The organism is Micromonospora sp. NPDC003944 (assembly GCF_053605225.1).
This window is the reverse complement of sequence record NZ_JBSGIV010000001.1, coordinates 192,728-208,657: the sequence shown is the minus strand read 5'-3', so window position 1 is coordinate 208,657 and position 15,930 is coordinate 192,728. Positions and strand designations below refer to the sequence as shown.

General features: G+C 72.9%; 15 protein-coding genes. 8 read left to right on the top strand and 7 right to left on the bottom strand.

All coding sequences use genetic code 11. From position 1 onward, the window contains the following. The first annotated feature begins 14 nt into the window (after positions 1 to 14). Positions 15 to 698: a hypothetical protein gene (locus tag ACWER9_RS00960; protein WP_452299830.1), complete on the top strand. Its 684-nt coding sequence runs from the start codon at positions 15 to 17 to the stop codon at positions 696 to 698. Positions 699 to 726: 28 nt separating this feature from the next. Here the strand turns inward: ACWER9_RS00960 and ACWER9_RS00955 are convergent, their stop codons facing one another. Continuing rightward, entirely contained in the window at positions 727 to 1,182 is a 456-nt protein-coding gene (locus ACWER9_RS00955; protein WP_452299829.1) for a MarR family winged helix-turn-helix transcriptional regulator, read from the bottom strand. A gap of 97 nt (positions 1,183 to 1,279) precedes the next feature. Between ACWER9_RS00955 and ACWER9_RS00950 the strand changes: the two genes are divergently transcribed. After that, complete coding sequence (locus tag ACWER9_RS00950) at positions 1,280 to 1,720, top strand: hypothetical protein (RefSeq protein ID WP_452299828.1); 441 nt, start codon at positions 1,280 to 1,282, stop codon at positions 1,718 to 1,720. Between the two features lie 153 nt (positions 1,721 to 1,873). Here the strand turns inward: ACWER9_RS00950 and ACWER9_RS00945 are convergent, their stop codons facing one another. The 3 genes from ACWER9_RS00945 to ACWER9_RS00935 all read right to left on the bottom strand — a co-directional run bounded on the left by ACWER9_RS00945 (position 1,874) and on the right by ACWER9_RS00935 (position 5,777). After that, positions 1,874 to 3,061 carry a GNAT family N-acetyltransferase gene (locus ACWER9_RS00945; RefSeq protein WP_452299827.1) on the bottom strand — a complete coding sequence of 396 codons (1,188 nt, stop codon included), beginning with the start codon at positions 3,059 to 3,061 and terminating at the stop codon, positions 1,874 to 1,876. 290 nt (positions 3,062 to 3,351) lie between these two features. Beyond that, entirely contained in the window at positions 3,352 to 4,350 is a 999-nt protein-coding gene (cydB, locus tag ACWER9_RS00940) for a cytochrome d ubiquinol oxidase subunit II (protein WP_452299826.1), read from the bottom strand. 14 nt (positions 4,351 to 4,364) lie between these two features. After that, a complete protein-coding gene (locus tag ACWER9_RS00935; protein ID WP_452299825.1) occupies positions 4,365 to 5,777 on the bottom strand; it encodes a cytochrome ubiquinol oxidase subunit I in 1,413 nt (470 codons plus the stop codon). 151 nt (positions 5,778 to 5,928) lie between these two features. Between ACWER9_RS00935 and ACWER9_RS00930 the strand changes: the two genes are divergently transcribed. The 4 genes from ACWER9_RS00930 (at position 5,929) to ACWER9_RS00915 (ending at position 10,203) form a co-directional block, all read left to right on the top strand. Beyond that, positions 5,929 to 6,699 carry a lysophospholipid acyltransferase family protein gene (locus ACWER9_RS00930; protein ID WP_452299824.1) on the top strand — a complete coding sequence of 257 codons (771 nt, stop codon included), beginning with the start codon at positions 5,929 to 5,931 and terminating at the stop codon, positions 6,697 to 6,699. A gap of 549 nt (positions 6,700 to 7,248) precedes the next feature. Next, positions 7,249 to 8,016 (top strand): glycerophosphodiester phosphodiesterase, encoded by a 768-nt coding sequence (locus tag ACWER9_RS00925; RefSeq protein WP_452299823.1) that lies wholly within the window; start codon positions 7,249 to 7,251, stop codon positions 8,014 to 8,016. A gap of 19 nt (positions 8,017 to 8,035) precedes the next feature. Beyond that, entirely contained in the window at positions 8,036 to 9,430 is a 1,395-nt protein-coding gene (locus ACWER9_RS00920; RefSeq protein WP_452299822.1) for an MFS transporter, read from the top strand. 56 nt (positions 9,431 to 9,486) lie between these two features. Then, the gene (locus tag ACWER9_RS00915; protein WP_396792520.1) at positions 9,487 to 10,203 is read left to right on the top strand and encodes a thymidine kinase; all 717 of its coding nucleotides are present in this window, start codon (positions 9,487 to 9,489) and stop codon (positions 10,201 to 10,203) included. Here the strand turns inward: ACWER9_RS00915 and ACWER9_RS00910 are convergent. Next, the gene (locus ACWER9_RS00910; protein ID WP_452299821.1) at positions 10,170 to 11,390 is read right to left on the bottom strand and encodes a low temperature requirement protein A; all 1,221 of its coding nucleotides are present in this window, start codon (positions 11,388 to 11,390) and stop codon (positions 10,170 to 10,172) included. The genes ACWER9_RS00915 and ACWER9_RS00910 overlap by 34 nt on opposite strands. Further along, a complete protein-coding gene (locus ACWER9_RS00905; protein WP_452299820.1) occupies positions 11,377 to 11,835 on the bottom strand; it encodes an Rv0361 family membrane protein in 459 nt (152 codons plus the stop codon). The genes ACWER9_RS00910 and ACWER9_RS00905 overlap by 14 nt, the downstream gene beginning before the upstream one ends. A gap of 146 nt (positions 11,836 to 11,981) precedes the next feature. On the opposite strand from ACWER9_RS00905, the gene ACWER9_RS00900 reads away from it, so the two are divergent. Both ACWER9_RS00900 and ACWER9_RS00895 read left to right on the top strand, forming a co-directional pair. Next, complete coding sequence (locus tag ACWER9_RS00900) at positions 11,982 to 13,685, top strand: acyl-CoA dehydrogenase family protein (protein WP_452299819.1); 1,704 nt, start codon at positions 11,982 to 11,984, stop codon at positions 13,683 to 13,685. 31 nt (positions 13,686 to 13,716) lie between these two features. Continuing rightward, positions 13,717 to 14,883 (top strand): outer membrane protein assembly factor BamB family protein, encoded by a 1,167-nt coding sequence (locus ACWER9_RS00895; RefSeq protein ID WP_452299818.1) that lies wholly within the window; start codon positions 13,717 to 13,719, stop codon positions 14,881 to 14,883. A gap of 18 nt (positions 14,884 to 14,901) precedes the next feature. Here the strand turns inward: ACWER9_RS00895 and ACWER9_RS00890 are convergent, their stop codons facing one another. Further along, positions 14,902 to 15,900 (bottom strand): tyrosine-type recombinase/integrase, encoded by a 999-nt coding sequence (locus tag ACWER9_RS00890; protein ID WP_452299817.1) that lies wholly within the window; start codon positions 15,898 to 15,900, stop codon positions 14,902 to 14,904. Positions 15,901 to 15,930: the final 30 nt, after the last annotated feature.

The following is a 15,930-nucleotide window of genomic DNA, read 5'->3' as shown; positions in this document are numbered from 1 at the left end:
GGAAGAGGGTTGTGATGGATGCCGGCCAGGGTTTGTCCACTAGCGAGGTGCAGAGCATCCGGGAGTCGTTGGCGGCCGGGCGTAAACCGCGGGTGGTGTTCACCGCGTCGGCGGGGCAGATCGCCGGTCAGGTCGGTCAGGTGGTCGAGCTGACCGACCCCGAGGTGTCCGACGAGTTCGTGGTGGTGCGCTTCGGTCGCGACGAGCTGCCGTTCTCCCCCGCCGATCTGGCCGTGGCGCCCAAGGGTGTCACCCGTCGGGTGGCGGAGCCGAAGCCGGAGCCCGAGCCGGAGCCGCCCGCGGCGCCCGAGCCGCAGTTCGTGTTGGACACGCCGCGGGTGCCCGCGCAGCGACAGGAGGAGCCGAAGGTGGAGCAGACGGAGAAGCCGCCGGCGCGGCGGGCGGTCAAGGCCGTCAAGCCCAAGGGCCCCGCGGGCCTCACCGTGACCCTGGCGTACGCCGACGGTGAGTGGACCGTCGCGGCGCAGCAGGGCACCAAGGCCCTGGCGAAGCCGTACGTGGTGAAGCCGGCGGAGGCGTTGAAGATGGTGGCGCTCGTCGACGTGCCGGGGGTGCAGGAGGCGGTGGAGCAGATCCTCGGCACCGAGCGTGCCGAGGCGGAGCAGCAGGCCGAGAAGCTGCGCGCCGAGCTGGCCGAGATCGAGGCTCGGCTGGCGGAGCTGCGCGAGGCCCGCTGAGGCGGGGTGTGGGGTTGCCGCAGGCGGGTCAGTCCCGCCTGCGGTGGTGTTCCAGCAGTCGGGTGAGCAGTCGCGTCAGCTGCTCGCGCTCGGTGGTGGACAGTGGGGCGAGCAGGTCGGCCTGGACGCGGTCGACGGTCGCGCCCATCGCGCGGGCCTCGTCGACGCCGGCGTCGGTGACGCTGATGACGTTGCGGCGGCGGTCGGCCGGGTCGGGGGCGCGCACCACGAGCCCTCGGCCGGCCAGGTCGTTGATGGCGGCCACCACGTCGCTGCGGTCGATGCCGCAGCGTCGGCCGAGGTCGGCCTGGCTGGCCGGGCCGGCCTCGGCCAGGGTGGCGAGCAGCCGGTAGTGGTAGCCGCGCAGGTCGTGCGCGGCGAAACCCTCGCTGATCAGGCGGGCGGCGTGGCTGGCGCTCTGACCCAGCAGCCAGCTCGGGGTGGTGCTGAGCCCGGTGGGTGACTGCGGGGCCGCGTGATCCATGGGCGGAAGACTACCAGTAATCGTTGGCGCAACCCACGATCGACTGTTACGTTGGTTCTGCCAACGTTGGTTGCTCCAACGTTTCGAAGGAGGCGTCATGTCCACCGTCCCCACCCTCAACGGCCAGGTCATCGGCCAGGCCCACTACGCCACCCGGGCCCTGCTCGAACGGGCCGTCGCTCCCCTGGGCGTCGCGTTCCACCAGGTGCTCGCCCTCAACGTCCTCGCCAACGGCCCGGTCGACCGCGCCCACCTCATCCAGCGGGTCACCAGCACCCTCAAGGTCGACGAGCCGGAGGTACAGCGGGTGCTCACCTCCCTGGTCGACGCGAACCTCGCCCAGGTCGACGCCGACGCGCCACGGCTGCGACTCACCGACGCCGGTCGTGCCATGCAGACCCGCATCGCCAACGCCGTCGCCGGCATCACCGCCCGCCTCTACGCGGACATCCCGACCGACGAGGCGTACGCCGCCGCCCGGGCGCTCACCCTGGTCACCCAGCGGGCGAACGCCGAACTGGCCGCAACCCCGACCTGACGACGCGTCTCCTGCCGGGCGCCCACTGACGGGGGCGTCGAGTGTCACGCTCAACGGGGCGTCCGCTCCGTGCCGCGGCGGGCGCGGGCCTTCGACGCCCGGCGGGCGTCGGAACGGGCGTGTCGGCAGCGACCCGGTTGCCGGGGCCGTCGGTCAGAAGTAGTCGAGCACCTGCGCCGGACCTCCGACACCGAGCAGGTCGAGGGCGGCCGGGTCGGCGTCGCCGGCAGCATGCAGCAGGCCCGCCTGCGCGACCGACCGGGCGCCGGCCGCTCCGGCGTACAGCAGGGCGAAGCCGCGGACGTCCAGCCGTAGGTCCGCCTCGCCGTCGACGGGGGTCAGCTCGGCGGCGCCGTCGGCGACGCTCAACCGCCAGGTGCCGGTGTTCCACTCGGCGAGCGGGTCGGTGAGGCTGAAGTCGACGGCGCCCCGGGCATGGGCCGGCCATCCCCGGCCGCTCACCGCGCGGGCGATGTCGACAGGTCGATGCATCCACACGTCCCGCTCGTGCTCGCGGGCCGACTCCAACGGCAGCTGGACGCTGACGGCGTCGCCGTCGAGCGGGCACAGTCGCAGGGTCGGCGCGACGCTTGCCCAACTGCCGAGCACCCCGACGAGTTCCCGGGCGGCCTCGGCGCTGACGGCCAGGGCCTCGTCGACGGTGAGCACGGAATCGGCCCCGTAGCCGCGACCCCGCTGCCAGGTGGCGTAGCCGACCAGCTCACCGTCGTGCTCGACGAGGGTGATCCCATCACCGGGCAGACCGCTGTCGGGGGCGTCGAACAGCTCGCCCCGGCGGGTCAGCAGGCCGTTGCGGTGCCGGGTGACGCGTTCGTGCAGTGCGGCGACGGCCGGCAGGTCGGCGGGCGTACCGGGCCGGACGGTGAGGTGCGACGCGGGCCGGTGCCGGGGCAGCGCGGCGGTGGCCAGGTCGACGGTGCGCAGCACCCCGGCGATCTCCCACCCACAGGCCCGGTACGGGGCGGCGACGGTCGGGTAGAGCGCACTGATCGCCGCCCCCCGCTCGCGGGCGCCCCGCAGCAGTGCGGTGAGCAGGGCGCGGGCCACGCCCCGACCACGGGCCTCGGGTGCGACGGCCACGCCTGCGACGTCGGCGGCCGGCACCGCCCGCCCGGACCACCACTGGTCGTGGTGCAGGTCGATGGCCTTGCCGACGAGCCGACCGGTGTCGTCGAACGCGCCGTAACGGGTCAGGCCGGGCACCGGGGTGGACGTGGGCGCGGGACGCTGCGGGTCGGAGCCGAACGCGAACCGGCCCAGCTCCCAGGCGGCGTCGAGGTCGTCGGCGGTCAGTTCGCGTACGTGCAGGGTGGCGGGCATCGGCACACCGTAGCGGGACCGCCTCCCGGCAACCGCCGATTTTCGACCAGCTCCCGCCGCCCCGACCCCCACCCCCACCCCGTCGATCAAGGAGTTGTGGTGGGCACCAAAACACCTAAAAACACACCAGAATCGGCACCACAACTCCATGATCGACCAATACGGCCCGTCGATCTTGCACTTACTGTCGCGGCATACAGGGCATTCGGCGCATCTCGGCAACAGCAACTGCAAGATCGACGGGGCGCAAGATCGACGGGGCGTGGGGGCGGGCGGGCCTCGGCGGGTGGTCAGTGTTGCGGGATGTTGGCTACGCCGATGCGCTTGCGGAACACCCAGTAGGTCCAGCCCTGGTAGGCCAGCACCACCGGGGTGAAGATCACCGCCACCCAGGTCATGATCTTCAGGGTGTACGGGGTGGACGCGGCGTTGGTGGCCGTCAGCGTGCCGGCCGGGTCCAGGGTCGAGGGCAGTACGTTCGGGAACAGCGCCGCGAACAGGGTCGCCACGGCCAGCCCGATCGCCACGGCGGTGCCGGTGAACGCCCAGCCCTCCCGGCGTACCCGAGCGGCGGCGAGACCACCGAGCAGGGCGAGGGCCGCGCCGACGGCGAGCACGACGGCGGCCGCGCTGGAACGGACGCTCAGTGTCCAGGTGAGGAACCCGACCGCGAGCACGGCGGCGGCGACGCCCAGGCGCACCGCCAGGGCGCCGGCGCGCTCGCGGATGTCGCCGGTGGTCTTCAGGGCGAGGAACACCGCGCCGTGGGTGAGGAACAGCGCGAGGGTGGTCGCGCCGCCGAGCAGGGCGTACGGGTGCAGCAGGTCCAGCAGGCCGCCGACGTACTCGTGGTCGGCGTCGAGGGGCACACCGCGCAGGATGTTGGCGAAGACCAGGCCCCACAGGAACGCCGGCAGCAGCGAGCCGACCACGATGGCCGTGTCCCAGCGGCGCTTCCAGGACGCCTCGGGGCGCTTGTGCCGGTACTCGAAGGCGACGCCCCGGGCGATCAGGGCCAACAGGATCAGCAGCAGCGGCAGGTAGAAGCCGGAGAACAGCGTGGCGTACCACTCGGGGAACGCGGCGAACATGGCGCCGCCGGCGGTGATCAGCCACACCTCGTTGCCGTCCCACACCGGGCCGATGGTGTTGATCAGGACGCGCCGTTCACGGTCGTCGCGGCCCAGGACGGGCAGCAGCATGCCGACGCCGAAGTCGAAGCCCTCCAGGATGAAGTACCCGGTGAACAGCACGGCGACGAGGAGAAACCAGATGGTGGTCAGGTCCACGATGGGCTCCGGGATCAGTAGGCGAAGGCGAGCGGGCGCTCGGCGTCGTCGGTGTCGTCGGTGGGGGGCGCTTCGCTGACGTCGGGTACGCCGGCCTTGGCGTAGCGCAGCAGCAGCTTGACCTCGATGACGGCGAGGGTGGCGTAGATCAGCGTGAACGCGGTGAAGGAGGTGAGCACCTCGGCCAGCGAGACGCTGCGGGACACCCCGTTGCGGGTGAGCATCTCGCCGAAGACGATCCACGGCTGGCGGCCCATCTCGGTGAAGATCCAGCCGAAGGAGTTGGCCAGCAGCGGCAGCACCGGCATGGCCAGCCCGGCGCGCAGCAGCCACCTGCTGCTCGGGGTGCGGCCCTTGCGCTGGCTCCAGAGCACCAGCAGGGCGATCGCGCCGGCCGCCATCCCGAAGGCGATCATGAAGCGGAAGCTCCAGTAGGTGACCGGGATGATCGGGGTGTAGCTGCCGGCGCCGTACTGGGTGGCGTACTGGGCCTGCAGGTCGTTGATGCCGTGCACGGTGCCGTGCGGGTCGCCGGTGCCCAGGTACGACAGCAGGTACGGGATCTTGAGGGCGAACACCTCGCGTGTGCCGTCGAGGCTGCCGATGGTCAGCACGGAGAACGAGGCGGGGCTCTCGGTGGTGTAGAGGCCCTCGGCGGCGGCCATCTTCATCGGCTGCACCTCGGTCATGATCTTGCCTTGGATGTCGCCGGTGAAGAGCACGGCGGCGGAGGCGACCAGGACCACCCAGGAGCCGAACTTCGTGGCGAAGCGGTACGCGCCGGTGTCGGCGGAGTCGCGGTTGCGGATGACGTGCCACAGGCCCACCGCGACGATCAGCGACCCGGCGACCAGGAACGAGCCGGCCAGGGTGTGCGGGAAGGTGACCAGGGCGACCTTGTTGGTCAGTACGGCCGGGAAGTCGGTCAGCTCGGCGCGCCCGCTGTCGGGGTTGATCCGGTAGCCGACCGGGTTCTGCATGAACGAGTTCGCCGCGAGGATGAAGTACGCGGACAGGTTGGTGCCGATCGCGGCCGCCCAGATGCTGGCCAGGTGCGCCCGCTTGGGCAGCCGGTCCCAACCGAAGATCCACAGGCCGATGAAGGTGGACTCGAGGAAGAACGCGACGAGTGCCTCGATGGCCAGGGGTGCGCCGAAGACGTCGCCGACGAAGCGGGAGTAGTCGCTCCAGTTCATGCCGAACTGGAACTCCTGCACGATGCCGGTGACCACGCCCATGGCAAAGTTGATCAGGAACAGCTTGCCGTAGAACTTGGTGAGCTTGAGATAGCGCTCGTTGCCGGTGCGGTGCCACATCGTCTGCAGGATGGCCACCAGCACGGAGAGGCCGATGGTCAGCGGCACGAAGAGGAAGTGGTAGACGGTGGTGACACCGAACTGCCAGCGGGCAACGTCCAACGCGTCCACCTGAAACCCCCAACCATTCGTACTACGAGACGTAGTAAATACTACTGCTCGTCGTAGAGGGGTGGGTGGCCCGTACTCGCCCGGACGCCATGACCCTGATCACCCGACCCGCCCTCGCGGGCCCGCCGCCGCGTGCGACGATGGCGCGCTGATGAACACCGCACACACCACCTGGCAGCCGCCGCTGATCTGGCGCGCCGCCCTGCTGCTGGCCCGTGGCCTGGTCGGCCTGCTCGCCCGCCTGGAGGTCACCGGCGACGTCCCGGCGCACCTACGGCGCGGCCCGCTGGTGCTGACCGCCAACCACATCAGCCCGTTCGACCCACTGGTGCTGGCCGCCGCCTGCCAGACGCGGGGCGTCGCCCCGCGGATCATGGCCACCGCCGGGCTGTTCCGCGCGCCGGTGCTCGGCACCCTCATGCGCCGGGCCGGGCACATCCGGGTCGACCGGGGCACCAGCGCCGTGCACCAGGCCCTCGACGACGCCGCCACCGCCGTCGCCAGCGGCTCGGTGATCCTCATCTACCCCGAGGGGCGCATCGGCCTGGACCCCGGCATGTGGCCCGAACGCGGCAAGACCGGTGCCGCCCGACTCGCCCTGGCCTGCGGCGCCCCGGTCGTCCCGGTCGCCCAGTGGGGCTCACACGAGGTGCTGCCCTACCAGGCGCCCCGCGGCATGCTGCGCGGCATCGCCCGCTCCCTGTGGCGCCGACCGGTGATCCGGGTGCACTTCGGCGCGCCCGTCGACCTGGGCGAGACGGCGGCAGCCAACCCCGGCGCCGCCCGCCGGGCCACCGACCGGATCGTCGACGCGCTCACCGACACCCTCGCCCCACTGCGCCCCGACGAGCCGGACCGGCCCCGGTACGTCGACCCCAGCCGCCCCGCCGACCTCAGTCGCGTCCACCGCCGCTCGCCCTGAAGACACCGCTCCCGACGAGGTTGCCGCGACGCTGAGGGCGTGTCCGTGCCGAGGGCCCGCGGCACCGAGTTCAGCCCCGAGGCCGCACCCCCACCTCACATCCTCTTCCTTTGCTCTGCACCCGCGGACGCACCACCTGCCCACGGTGACTGTCGCCTATGCGGGTGCAGAGCAAAGGAAGAACAACGGGTGGCCGGGGGTGGGTGCCCGCGGCCGGTCCGGGCGAGGGCGACGGTGGTCGCACTGACGATCATTCCCGCCGGACTGATGTTGCTGTGGACCGCAGAGGCACGAGGCAGTTGGGCGGTGTGGGTTCCGAGCCTCTTCTGGCCGGTGTGGGGAGCCGGACTGGGCCTCGCCACGATCGCCTACCACCTGCGCCGACGCGGCGTCTGCCGTCACTGCGGGCAGGGACAACCGCCGACCACGCCGGCCACCCGTGCCGCAGCCCCGACGTCCCGCTGCTGATCCCCGACGGCGGCGGCGCGAGCGGGCGACAGACGCCCGCCGGCCACCCGCCGGCAACCGACCGCGGGCATACTGCGTCGCGTGTTGACCCGATTCGGCTACCTCGACGCGCCGGCGCCGCTGGCGTTCGCTCACCGTGGCGGCGCGGCCGACGGTGACGAGAACACCACCGAGGCGTTCGCGCGGGCCGTCGGGCTTGGTTACCGGTACGTGGAGACCGACGTGCACGCCACCGCCGACGGCGTGGCGGTGATCTTCCACGATCCGACGCTGCTGCGGGTCACCGGCGAGGCGGGGCGCATCGCCGACATGAGCTGGGCCGACCTCGCCTCGGTACGCGTCGGTGGCGCTGCCGTCGTACCCCGGCTCGACGAGGTGTTGGACGCCTGGCCGCAGGTCCGCTTCAACATCGACGTGAAGGCCGACGGCGGCGTCGAGCCGACGGTCGCGACGGTGACCCGGGCCGCCGCCGGCGACCGGGTGCTGCTCGCCTCGTTCAGCGACGCCCGGCTGACCCGGCTGCGGGCGCTCACCCAGGGACGGGTCGCCACCAGCCTCGGCATGCGTGGCGTCGCCCGGCTGCGGCTGGCCTCCCTGCACGGACGACCGCTGCGGCTGCCGCCGTCGGTGGTCGCCGCGCAGGTGCCACCGCGCTACGGGCGGGTGCCGGTGGTGGACCGCCGGTTCCTCGACTACTGCCACCGACTCGGCCTTCAGGTGCACGTCTGGACGATCGACGAACCCGCCCAGATGCACGAGTTACTGGATCGCGGCGTGGATGGCATCATGACCGATCACGTCGGCGTGCTGCGCGACGTCTACCGCAGCCGCGGCCACTGGGCCGCCTGAACCATTCCAAGGACCCCCGATGGCCGAGACCGTGACCCCCGCGGTGGACGACACCCCGCCTCCCGCGAGCACCCGTCGGGAGCGCCGGGGCTGGTACATCTACGACTGGGCGAACTCCGCGTTCCAGACCACCGTCATCACGGTGTTCCTCGGTCCGTTCATCACCACCGTCGCGGAGTTGGCCGCCGGCTGCGAGTTGGGCGCCGACACCTGCGACGGGTACGTGTACCCGCTGGGCATCCGGGTGGCGGCAGGGTCCTACTACCCGTACCTGATCTCGCTGTCGGTGTTCCTCACCGTGTTCGTGCTGCCGGTGATCGGGGCGATCGCGGACCGGTCGGCGCACAAGAAGCGGCTGCTCGGTGGCGCCGCCTTCACCGGCGCCGGGGCCACCATGGCGATGATCTTCGTCACCGGCGACCGCTACCTGCTCGGCGGGGCGCTCTTCCTGGTCGCGAACATCTCCTTCGGCGCGGCCGTCGTGGTCTACAACTCGTTCCTGCCGCAGCTCGGCGGCCCCGACGAACGCGACGGCATCTCCAGCCGCGGCTGGGCGCTGGGCTACCTCGGCGGTGGTCTGCTGTTGGCGTTCAACCTGGTCGCGGTCACCCTGTTCAGCCAGGACGACAACCCGCAGCGCACCCTGGACCTGGCCCGCTGGTCGATCGTCTCGGCCGGGGTGTGGTGGGCAGTGTTCACCCTCGTGCCGCTGCGCTGGCTGCGGGAACGCCCCGGTGTGGCGGCGGCGGCGGGGCGGCGGGGCAACGTGCTCACCGACGGGTTCCGCCAGCTCGGCCACACCCTGCGCGAGATCAAGGCGTACCCGTTGACGCTCTTCTTCCTGCTGGCGTTCCTGGTCTACAACGACGGCATCCAGACCGTCATCACCCTGGCCAGCCAGTACGGCACGGAGGAACTGCGCCTGGAGCAGAGCACCCTGATCATCACCATCCTGCTGGTGCAGTTCCTCGCCTTCGGTGGCGCGTTGAGCCTGGGCGCGTTGGCCCGGCGCATCGGCGCCTGGAAGACCGTGCTGCTCAGCCTGGTCCTCTGGACCGGTGTGATCATCGGCGCGTTCCGGCTGCCGGCCGAGGCGCCGGTGCCGTTCATGGTCCTCGGCGCGGCCATCGGCCTGGTCCTGGGCGGCAGCCAGGCGCTGAGCCGGTCGCTGTTCAGCCAGCTCATCCCGGCCGGCAAGGAAGGCGAGTACTACGGCTTCTACGAGATCAGCGACAAGGGCACCAGCTGGCTCGGCCCGCTCGCCTTCGGCCTGGTGTTCCAACTCACCGCCTCGTACCGGGTGGGCCTGGTCTCACTGCTGATCTTCTTCGTGGTCGGGTTCCTGCTCCTCGCCGCCGTACCGATCCGCCGTGCCATCGTCGCCGCGGGTAACACGCCGCCGCGGGTGCTCTGAGCACGCATCCCGCACCCGACAGATCAGGGGCGGTCGATCGGCTAGGCTGCCCGACCGTGACTGACGACGCCACCACCGCCCCGACCTGCCTCGCCCACCCGTTCCCCGGCCAGCCGCACGCTCCGGCCGGGTGCGCGGCGGCGCGCGGGCTGGACGGGCGTCCGGTGCACGCGGCGGCGTTGAAGTTCTTCTGGGGGCCGATGGACTGCGGCAAGTCCACGATGGCGTTGCAGATGAACTACAACCACGCCCGGCAGGGCCGTCGCGGGCTGGTCACCACCCGCATCGACAGGTCGCTGGGGCCGCAGGTCACCACCCGCATCGGCCTGGCCCACGAGGCCATCGAGGTCACCGACGACCTGGACCTGCGGGCCCTGGTGCGCGGCCGGTGGGCCGACGGGGTACGCGTCGACTACCTGATCTGCGACGAGGCGTGCTTCTACACCGTCGAGCACGTCGAGCAGATGGCCGAGCTGGTCGACAGCTACGACGTCGACGTGTTCGCGTTCGGCCTGGCCACCGACTTCCGGTCGCGGATGTTCCCCGCCGCGCAACGCCTCTTCGAGCTGGCCGACGAGGTGGCCCGCATCCAGGTCGAGGTGCTCTGCTGGTGTGGCCGTGAAGGGCTGCTCAACGCCCGGGTCGTCGACGGGCGGGTCGTGCGCGAGGGCGCCCAGGTCGTCATCGGTGACACCGTCGACACCGCCGAGGTGCGCTACCAGGTGCTCTGCCGCCGGCACTACCGCAGCGGCGACCTCGGCCCCCGCGACTGAGACATCCGCCGCCCCGCCACCCGGTCGGCCACGACCACCGCGACGGTCACCACCAACGCCGCCGCGGCGCACACCGCCACCGGTGCGCCAAGCGCCACACCGACAGGCATCAGCGCCGCCAGGACCACCACCGCCGTGAGTCGACTCGTCGGCAGGCTCCGCCACAGCAGCGCCTGGTAGGCGGCGTGCCCGGCCAGGAACAGCGCGGGACCGCCGAGGGTGAGCAGCACGTCGACGGTGGTGGCCGACGCGCCGGGCTCTCGCAGCAACCGCTCGTCGGCCGCCGACGCGACGATGACACCGGCGACGATCACCGGGTGCAGGAAGTTGAACGCGACCCTGCTCAACGCGCCGGTGCGCTCGCCGGCGTGGGCGATGACCTCCGTGGCGGCCGGAGCCGAGCGGGCGAAGTACACCCACCACAGCGCCACCGAACCACCGAACGCCAACAGGAACGCCCCGGACGTCACCAGATCCACGTGCGACGTGAGGGTGCTGCCGGTGACCAGGATCGACTCCCCCAGCGCGATCAGGACGAACGCCGCGCACCGTTCGGCCAGGTGCCCACCCTCCACCATCCACCGCTCGGGTCGGCTGCGCCCCCGCCCCGGCAGCGGATAGCCGATCGACAGGCCAACCACCTCGAGGACGATCACCGCCGCCCAGACCGCCTCCCGGGCGGGGCTTCCGACCAGGCCACCGAGGAGCACCAGCAGCGACGTCCCGGCGATCCACGGCAGCGACTGCTGGAATCCGGCCACCAGCCACGGACTGCCCTGCACCGCCCACAACGCGAAGACGGTGCGACCCACCTGCACGATCACGTAGACCACCGCGAAGAGCAGACCGGTCGCGCCGAACGCCTGCGGGATCGCCGCCGACAGCAACAGGCTGCCCAGCCCCACCCCGATCAGCATCGTCCGCACCGGCCCCTGGTCCGGTTGCAGCCAGTTGGTCAGCCAGGTGGTGTAGACCCAGACGAGCCACACCAGCGCCAGCAGCAGGCCGGTACGCCCGGCGCCCGGCCAGTCCAGGTGCGCGATCAGGTAGTGCGACAACTGGGTGATGGTGAAGATGAAGACCAGGTCGAAGAAGAGCTCCGTCGAGGTGGTCGGCTGCACCCCCTCGCGTGGTCGCAGCAGTTGTGGGCGTACCGGGGCGACGGCCGGGGGCTCAGAAGGGGTCACCGCACACCCGCCAGTCGCCGTCCTCGCGGATGACCGGCAGGCGACGTTCCTCACTGAGCCCGCCGGATCGGGTCACCTTCACCGTCACGGTGCCCTGCGGTCGTCCGCTGCGGGTGGCGACCGACACGTCGGTGATCTCGTAGTCGGTGACCATCGGCGGTGTGCGCACCCAACTGGTGAAGCCGATCGCGCTCCACCGGCTGCGCGCGTCCTCGCAGAGCCGCTCGTACGCCCGGTCGCTGTCGCCGAGGGCCACCTCGTTGAGGAAACCGTCGGCGGTCTCCCGGATCGGGCCGGCGGCCTGCCGGACGGTCTGCAGGTTCCAGGCGCCCAGCCCGGCCACCCCCACGCAGCACAGCGCCACGCCGAACCCGGCGAACGCCAACCCGGTGCGCATCGGGCGGTGACGCCGGGCCGGTCGGCTCCACGGCTGGCCGGCACCCACGACTACCGACCGTAGAGAACACGCTCGTGCCGTCGGGCGACAAGCCGGAAACTGGGTGCGCCCGAGGAGTGGGTGTGCCCTGTTCGCGGTGGCCACGGATCGTCTACCGTCGGCGCACACCCCCGAGCAGTGCCAGGAGCCGATCGATGAGCCGCTTCGTGCAGCCGGTACCACCCCCCGTCGACCCGTACGCCGGCGATGCTCTGCTGAGGTCCTGGCTGGAGCGTCACCTCGGGCCGGGCGGGCACGCCGCCGCGAAGGGCCGCCTCGCCGACCTGGCCGCCGACGTGACCGGGCCGCTGCGCGCGGCGCACGCCGACGCGGAGGCACACCCGCCGACCCTGGTCCGCTACGACCCGTGGGGTGCCCGGGTCGACCGCGTCGACACCTCCGCCGGCTGGCAGGCGCAGCGCGCCGCCGCCGCCCGCCACGCCGTGGTCGCGCTGCCCTACCTGCCGGACGCCCGGGGCACCTGGGGGGCCGCCGCGCGGGTCGTGCAACACGCGCTGCTGCACCTGTACGGGCCGGAGTCGGCGACGTTCTCCTGCCCGGTGGCGATGGCCGACGGCGCGGCGGCGCTGCTCAGCATGCCCGACGTCGACGCCCCGGTCCGCGACGCGTGGCTGCCCCGGTTGACCTCCACGGACCCGGCCACGGCGATCACCAGCGGGCAGTGGATGACCGAGTCGCAGGGCGGCTCCGACCTGGGCCGTTCCAGCACCCTCGGCCGCCCGGCGGCGGACGGTTCGTGGCGGCTGACCGGCGAGAAGTGGTTCTGCTCCGCCGCCGACGCGGCGATGGCGGTGGCGCTGGCCCGGCCCGAGGGCGCCGGGCGGGGCAGCCGGGTGCTCGCCCCGTTCCTCGTTCCCCGGTACGCGGTCGACTCACCCCTGTCCGAATCTGCGGCCCCGGGCGCACCCGCCCCGGGGGTCACCGTGCACCGTCTCAAGGACAAGCTCGGCACCCGGGCGCTACCCACCGCCGAGATCGGCCTGCGTGACGCGTACGCCCTGCCGCTGGGTGACCCGGCGGTCCCCGGTCTGGTGCGGGCGATGACCCTGGTCGTGGTGACCCGGGTGCACAACGCCGCAGCGGCGGCCGGCGGGATGCGACGGGGTCTCGCCTACGCCCGCGCGTACGCCGACGTGCGGCACGTCGCCGGTGGCCCGCTGGCGTCCTCGCCCCTGCACCGGGCCACCCTGGGCACCCTCGCGGTCGACGCGGCGGGCGCGTTCGCCCTCGCCGGCCACGCGTTCGCCCTGCTCGGACGGGTGGAGGTCGGCGCCGACCCAGAGGCCGCGGCGGAGCTGCGCATCGTGGCACCACTGGCGAAGCTGGCCACCGGGCGACTCGCCGTCAGCTCCGCGAGCGAGTACGTGGAGAGCTTCGGCGGGGCCGGTTACGTGGAGGACACCGGCGTACCCCGGCTGCTGCGCGACGCCCAGGTGCTGCCGATCTGGGAGGGCACCACCAACGTGCTGGCCCTGGACGTGCTGCGCGCGTTGACCCGGGAGGACGCCGGGGTGCCACTGCTGAGCCGGCTCGCCGCCGCCGTCGACCTGGCGCGACCGCTGTCGCCGGTGCTTGCCGACACCCTGGCCACCGCCGCCGCGCAGTTGGCCGAGACGATCACCGCGGTGACCGTCGACCCGGGCGCGCCGACGGTGCTCGCCGGCGCGCGTGGTCTGGCGCTGCGCCTGGCGTACGCGCTGACCACCGCGTTGCTCGTCGAGCACGCCGCCTGGGGCGACGAGCAGGCGGAGTTGGCCGCCCGGCTGTGGGCGCGCCGCTGGCTGCGGCACGAGGAGATCGCCGAGGACGCCCACCACCACCTGGGCCTGCTCTGCTGAACGGCCGGCGCGAACGGACGGGTGGGCCCGCATGTCGGTGCTGATCGAGCTGGGAGACGACCGGGGCTCGCTTCTTGACGAGCGCCCGCCACCGCCGCCGGTGTCCCGCCCTTGGCGGGTGGCGATGCTGGTGGCGGCGTGTGCCCTGCTCGGCGGCGCCGCCCCGGCCGCGCGCCTGACCCCCCAGGTCGGGCCGGCGGTGCCCGCCCGGGCGACGGTGCTCGGTGCGGGGCCGCTACTGCTCGTCGTCGACCCCGACCAGAACCCACCGACGCTGAGCGCCTACGACCCGGCCGCGCCGGCCGGCCCACCTCGGTGGCGGGTCACCGTGCCGCCCGCCGCCGGCTGGTTCGCCGAGGCCGCCGGTGACCTGCTGCTGCTTGTCGAACGCGACCAGGCGCGCGGGGCGCGGGCGACCACCGCGCGGTCGATGCGGACCGGCCAGCCGGTGTGGCGGAGACCCGAGCGGGTGTACGCGGCCGGGGACGCGGCGGTCGCGGTGAGCGAGGTACGCAGCGCCTCCGAACCGGGACGACGGGTCGAGGGCACGGTGCACGGCGTCGACCCGACCACCGGCGCAACCCGGTGGTCGGTGCCGTTGCCCTCCACCGCCGTGCTGCGACCGCTTCCCGGCGGGCGGGTGCTGCTGGTGCAGGACGACGGGCTGACCCGGCTGCTCGACGCCCATGACGGCACCGAGCGCGGTCGGGGACGGCTCCCGCCGGCCGACTACGGCCCGGACAATCCCCAGGTCGCCGGGGCGCACCTGGTGCTGCGCCACCCGAGCGGCAGCGCGGTGGCGCTGTCCGGGTACGACCTGCCGGGGCTAGCACCGCGCTGGCAGGTGCCGGCGCAGTCCGGCGAGCTGACCCTGCGGCCCTGCCAGGGGCTGATTTGCGGGCAGGACGAGCAGGGACGCTGGGCGATCGACGCGCGCTCCGGGGCGCGGCTGTGGACGTGGCCGGACGGCGCACGCTGGCGCACCGTGCCCGGCCCCCGGGGCGCCCCGGAACCCCTGCTGGTGCTGGGGATGGCGGCGGACGGCAGGCGCTCCCTGGTCGCGACTGTGGGTCGCGGCGGTCACCGGGTGTCCGCGGTGCTCCCGGCGGGTGTGACCGACTGCCGGCGGGCCGGCGCCGGGCTGCTCTGCCGCGACGACACGGCACGGCAGACATTCTGGCCCCTCGACGACCCCTGACCTGACCTGATCACCCACTCAACCGCGACGCCGTGACCGGGCCGCCCACACCGCGTAGGCCGGGTCGCGGTCGAGGTTGTGCCGGTCCCGGTCGTAGCGGCGGGTGGTGCGCGGGTCGGCGTGCCCCATGGCGTCCTGCACGTCCTCCAACGGCACGCCCTCCGAGCGCGCCGTGGTGGCGAAGGCGTGCCGCAGCGAGTGCGGGGACAGCTTCGCCCAGGCCGGGATGCCGGCGGCGCGGGCAAGCCGACGGACCATCCGGAACACCGAGTGCCGGTCCAGTCGGGCACCGCTGGCGGTGACCAGCAGCGGGCCGGTGAGCTGCGGCACCGGCACACCGGTGGCGGCGGCCCGCTGGGCCAGGTAGGCGTCCAGGGCGTGCCCGGTGCCGGGGGTGAGGGCACGGCGGCGTTGTTTGCCGCCCTTGCCGACGAAGCGCACGCTGCGGTGGCCGCGTTCGGTGCCGAGGTCGGTGAGGTCCAGCGAGATCAGCTCGCCAACTCGCAGCCCCAGGTCGGCGAGGAGCGCGAGCGCCGCCCGGTTGCGTACGGCTGTCGCGCCGGTGTCCGCGTCGGCGGCGCCGAGGAGGGCGTCCACCTCCTCGGGGGTGAGCCCGACAGTGGCGGAGTGGTCCCGGTCGACGCGGGGGCGGTCCGCGCCGGAGACCGGGTTGGCCGGCACCGCACCCAGTTTGACCAGGAAGTCGTACCAACTGGACAGTGCCGAGAGTCGACGCGCGACGGTCGCCGGGGTCAGGGGGCGCCCACTGCGGGCGCCGACGTTGTTCTCCAGGGCGCGGGCGTACTCGTTGACGTGCAGGAACGTGGCCCGCAGCGGGTCCAGGTCACGGCCGGCGCACCAGGTGAGCCAGCCGGTGACGTCCCGCCGGTACGCGTCGCGGGTGTGCTCGGACAGCCGCCGGTTGCGCAGCCACGCCTCGGTGACCTCGACCGGCCCGCTGGGCAGCGCTGGTGGCGCGGGTGGGCGGGCGAGCACCGGAGCGTCGGAGAACACCATGTGAGAAAGGCTCTCAGCCCTGGGTGGGAT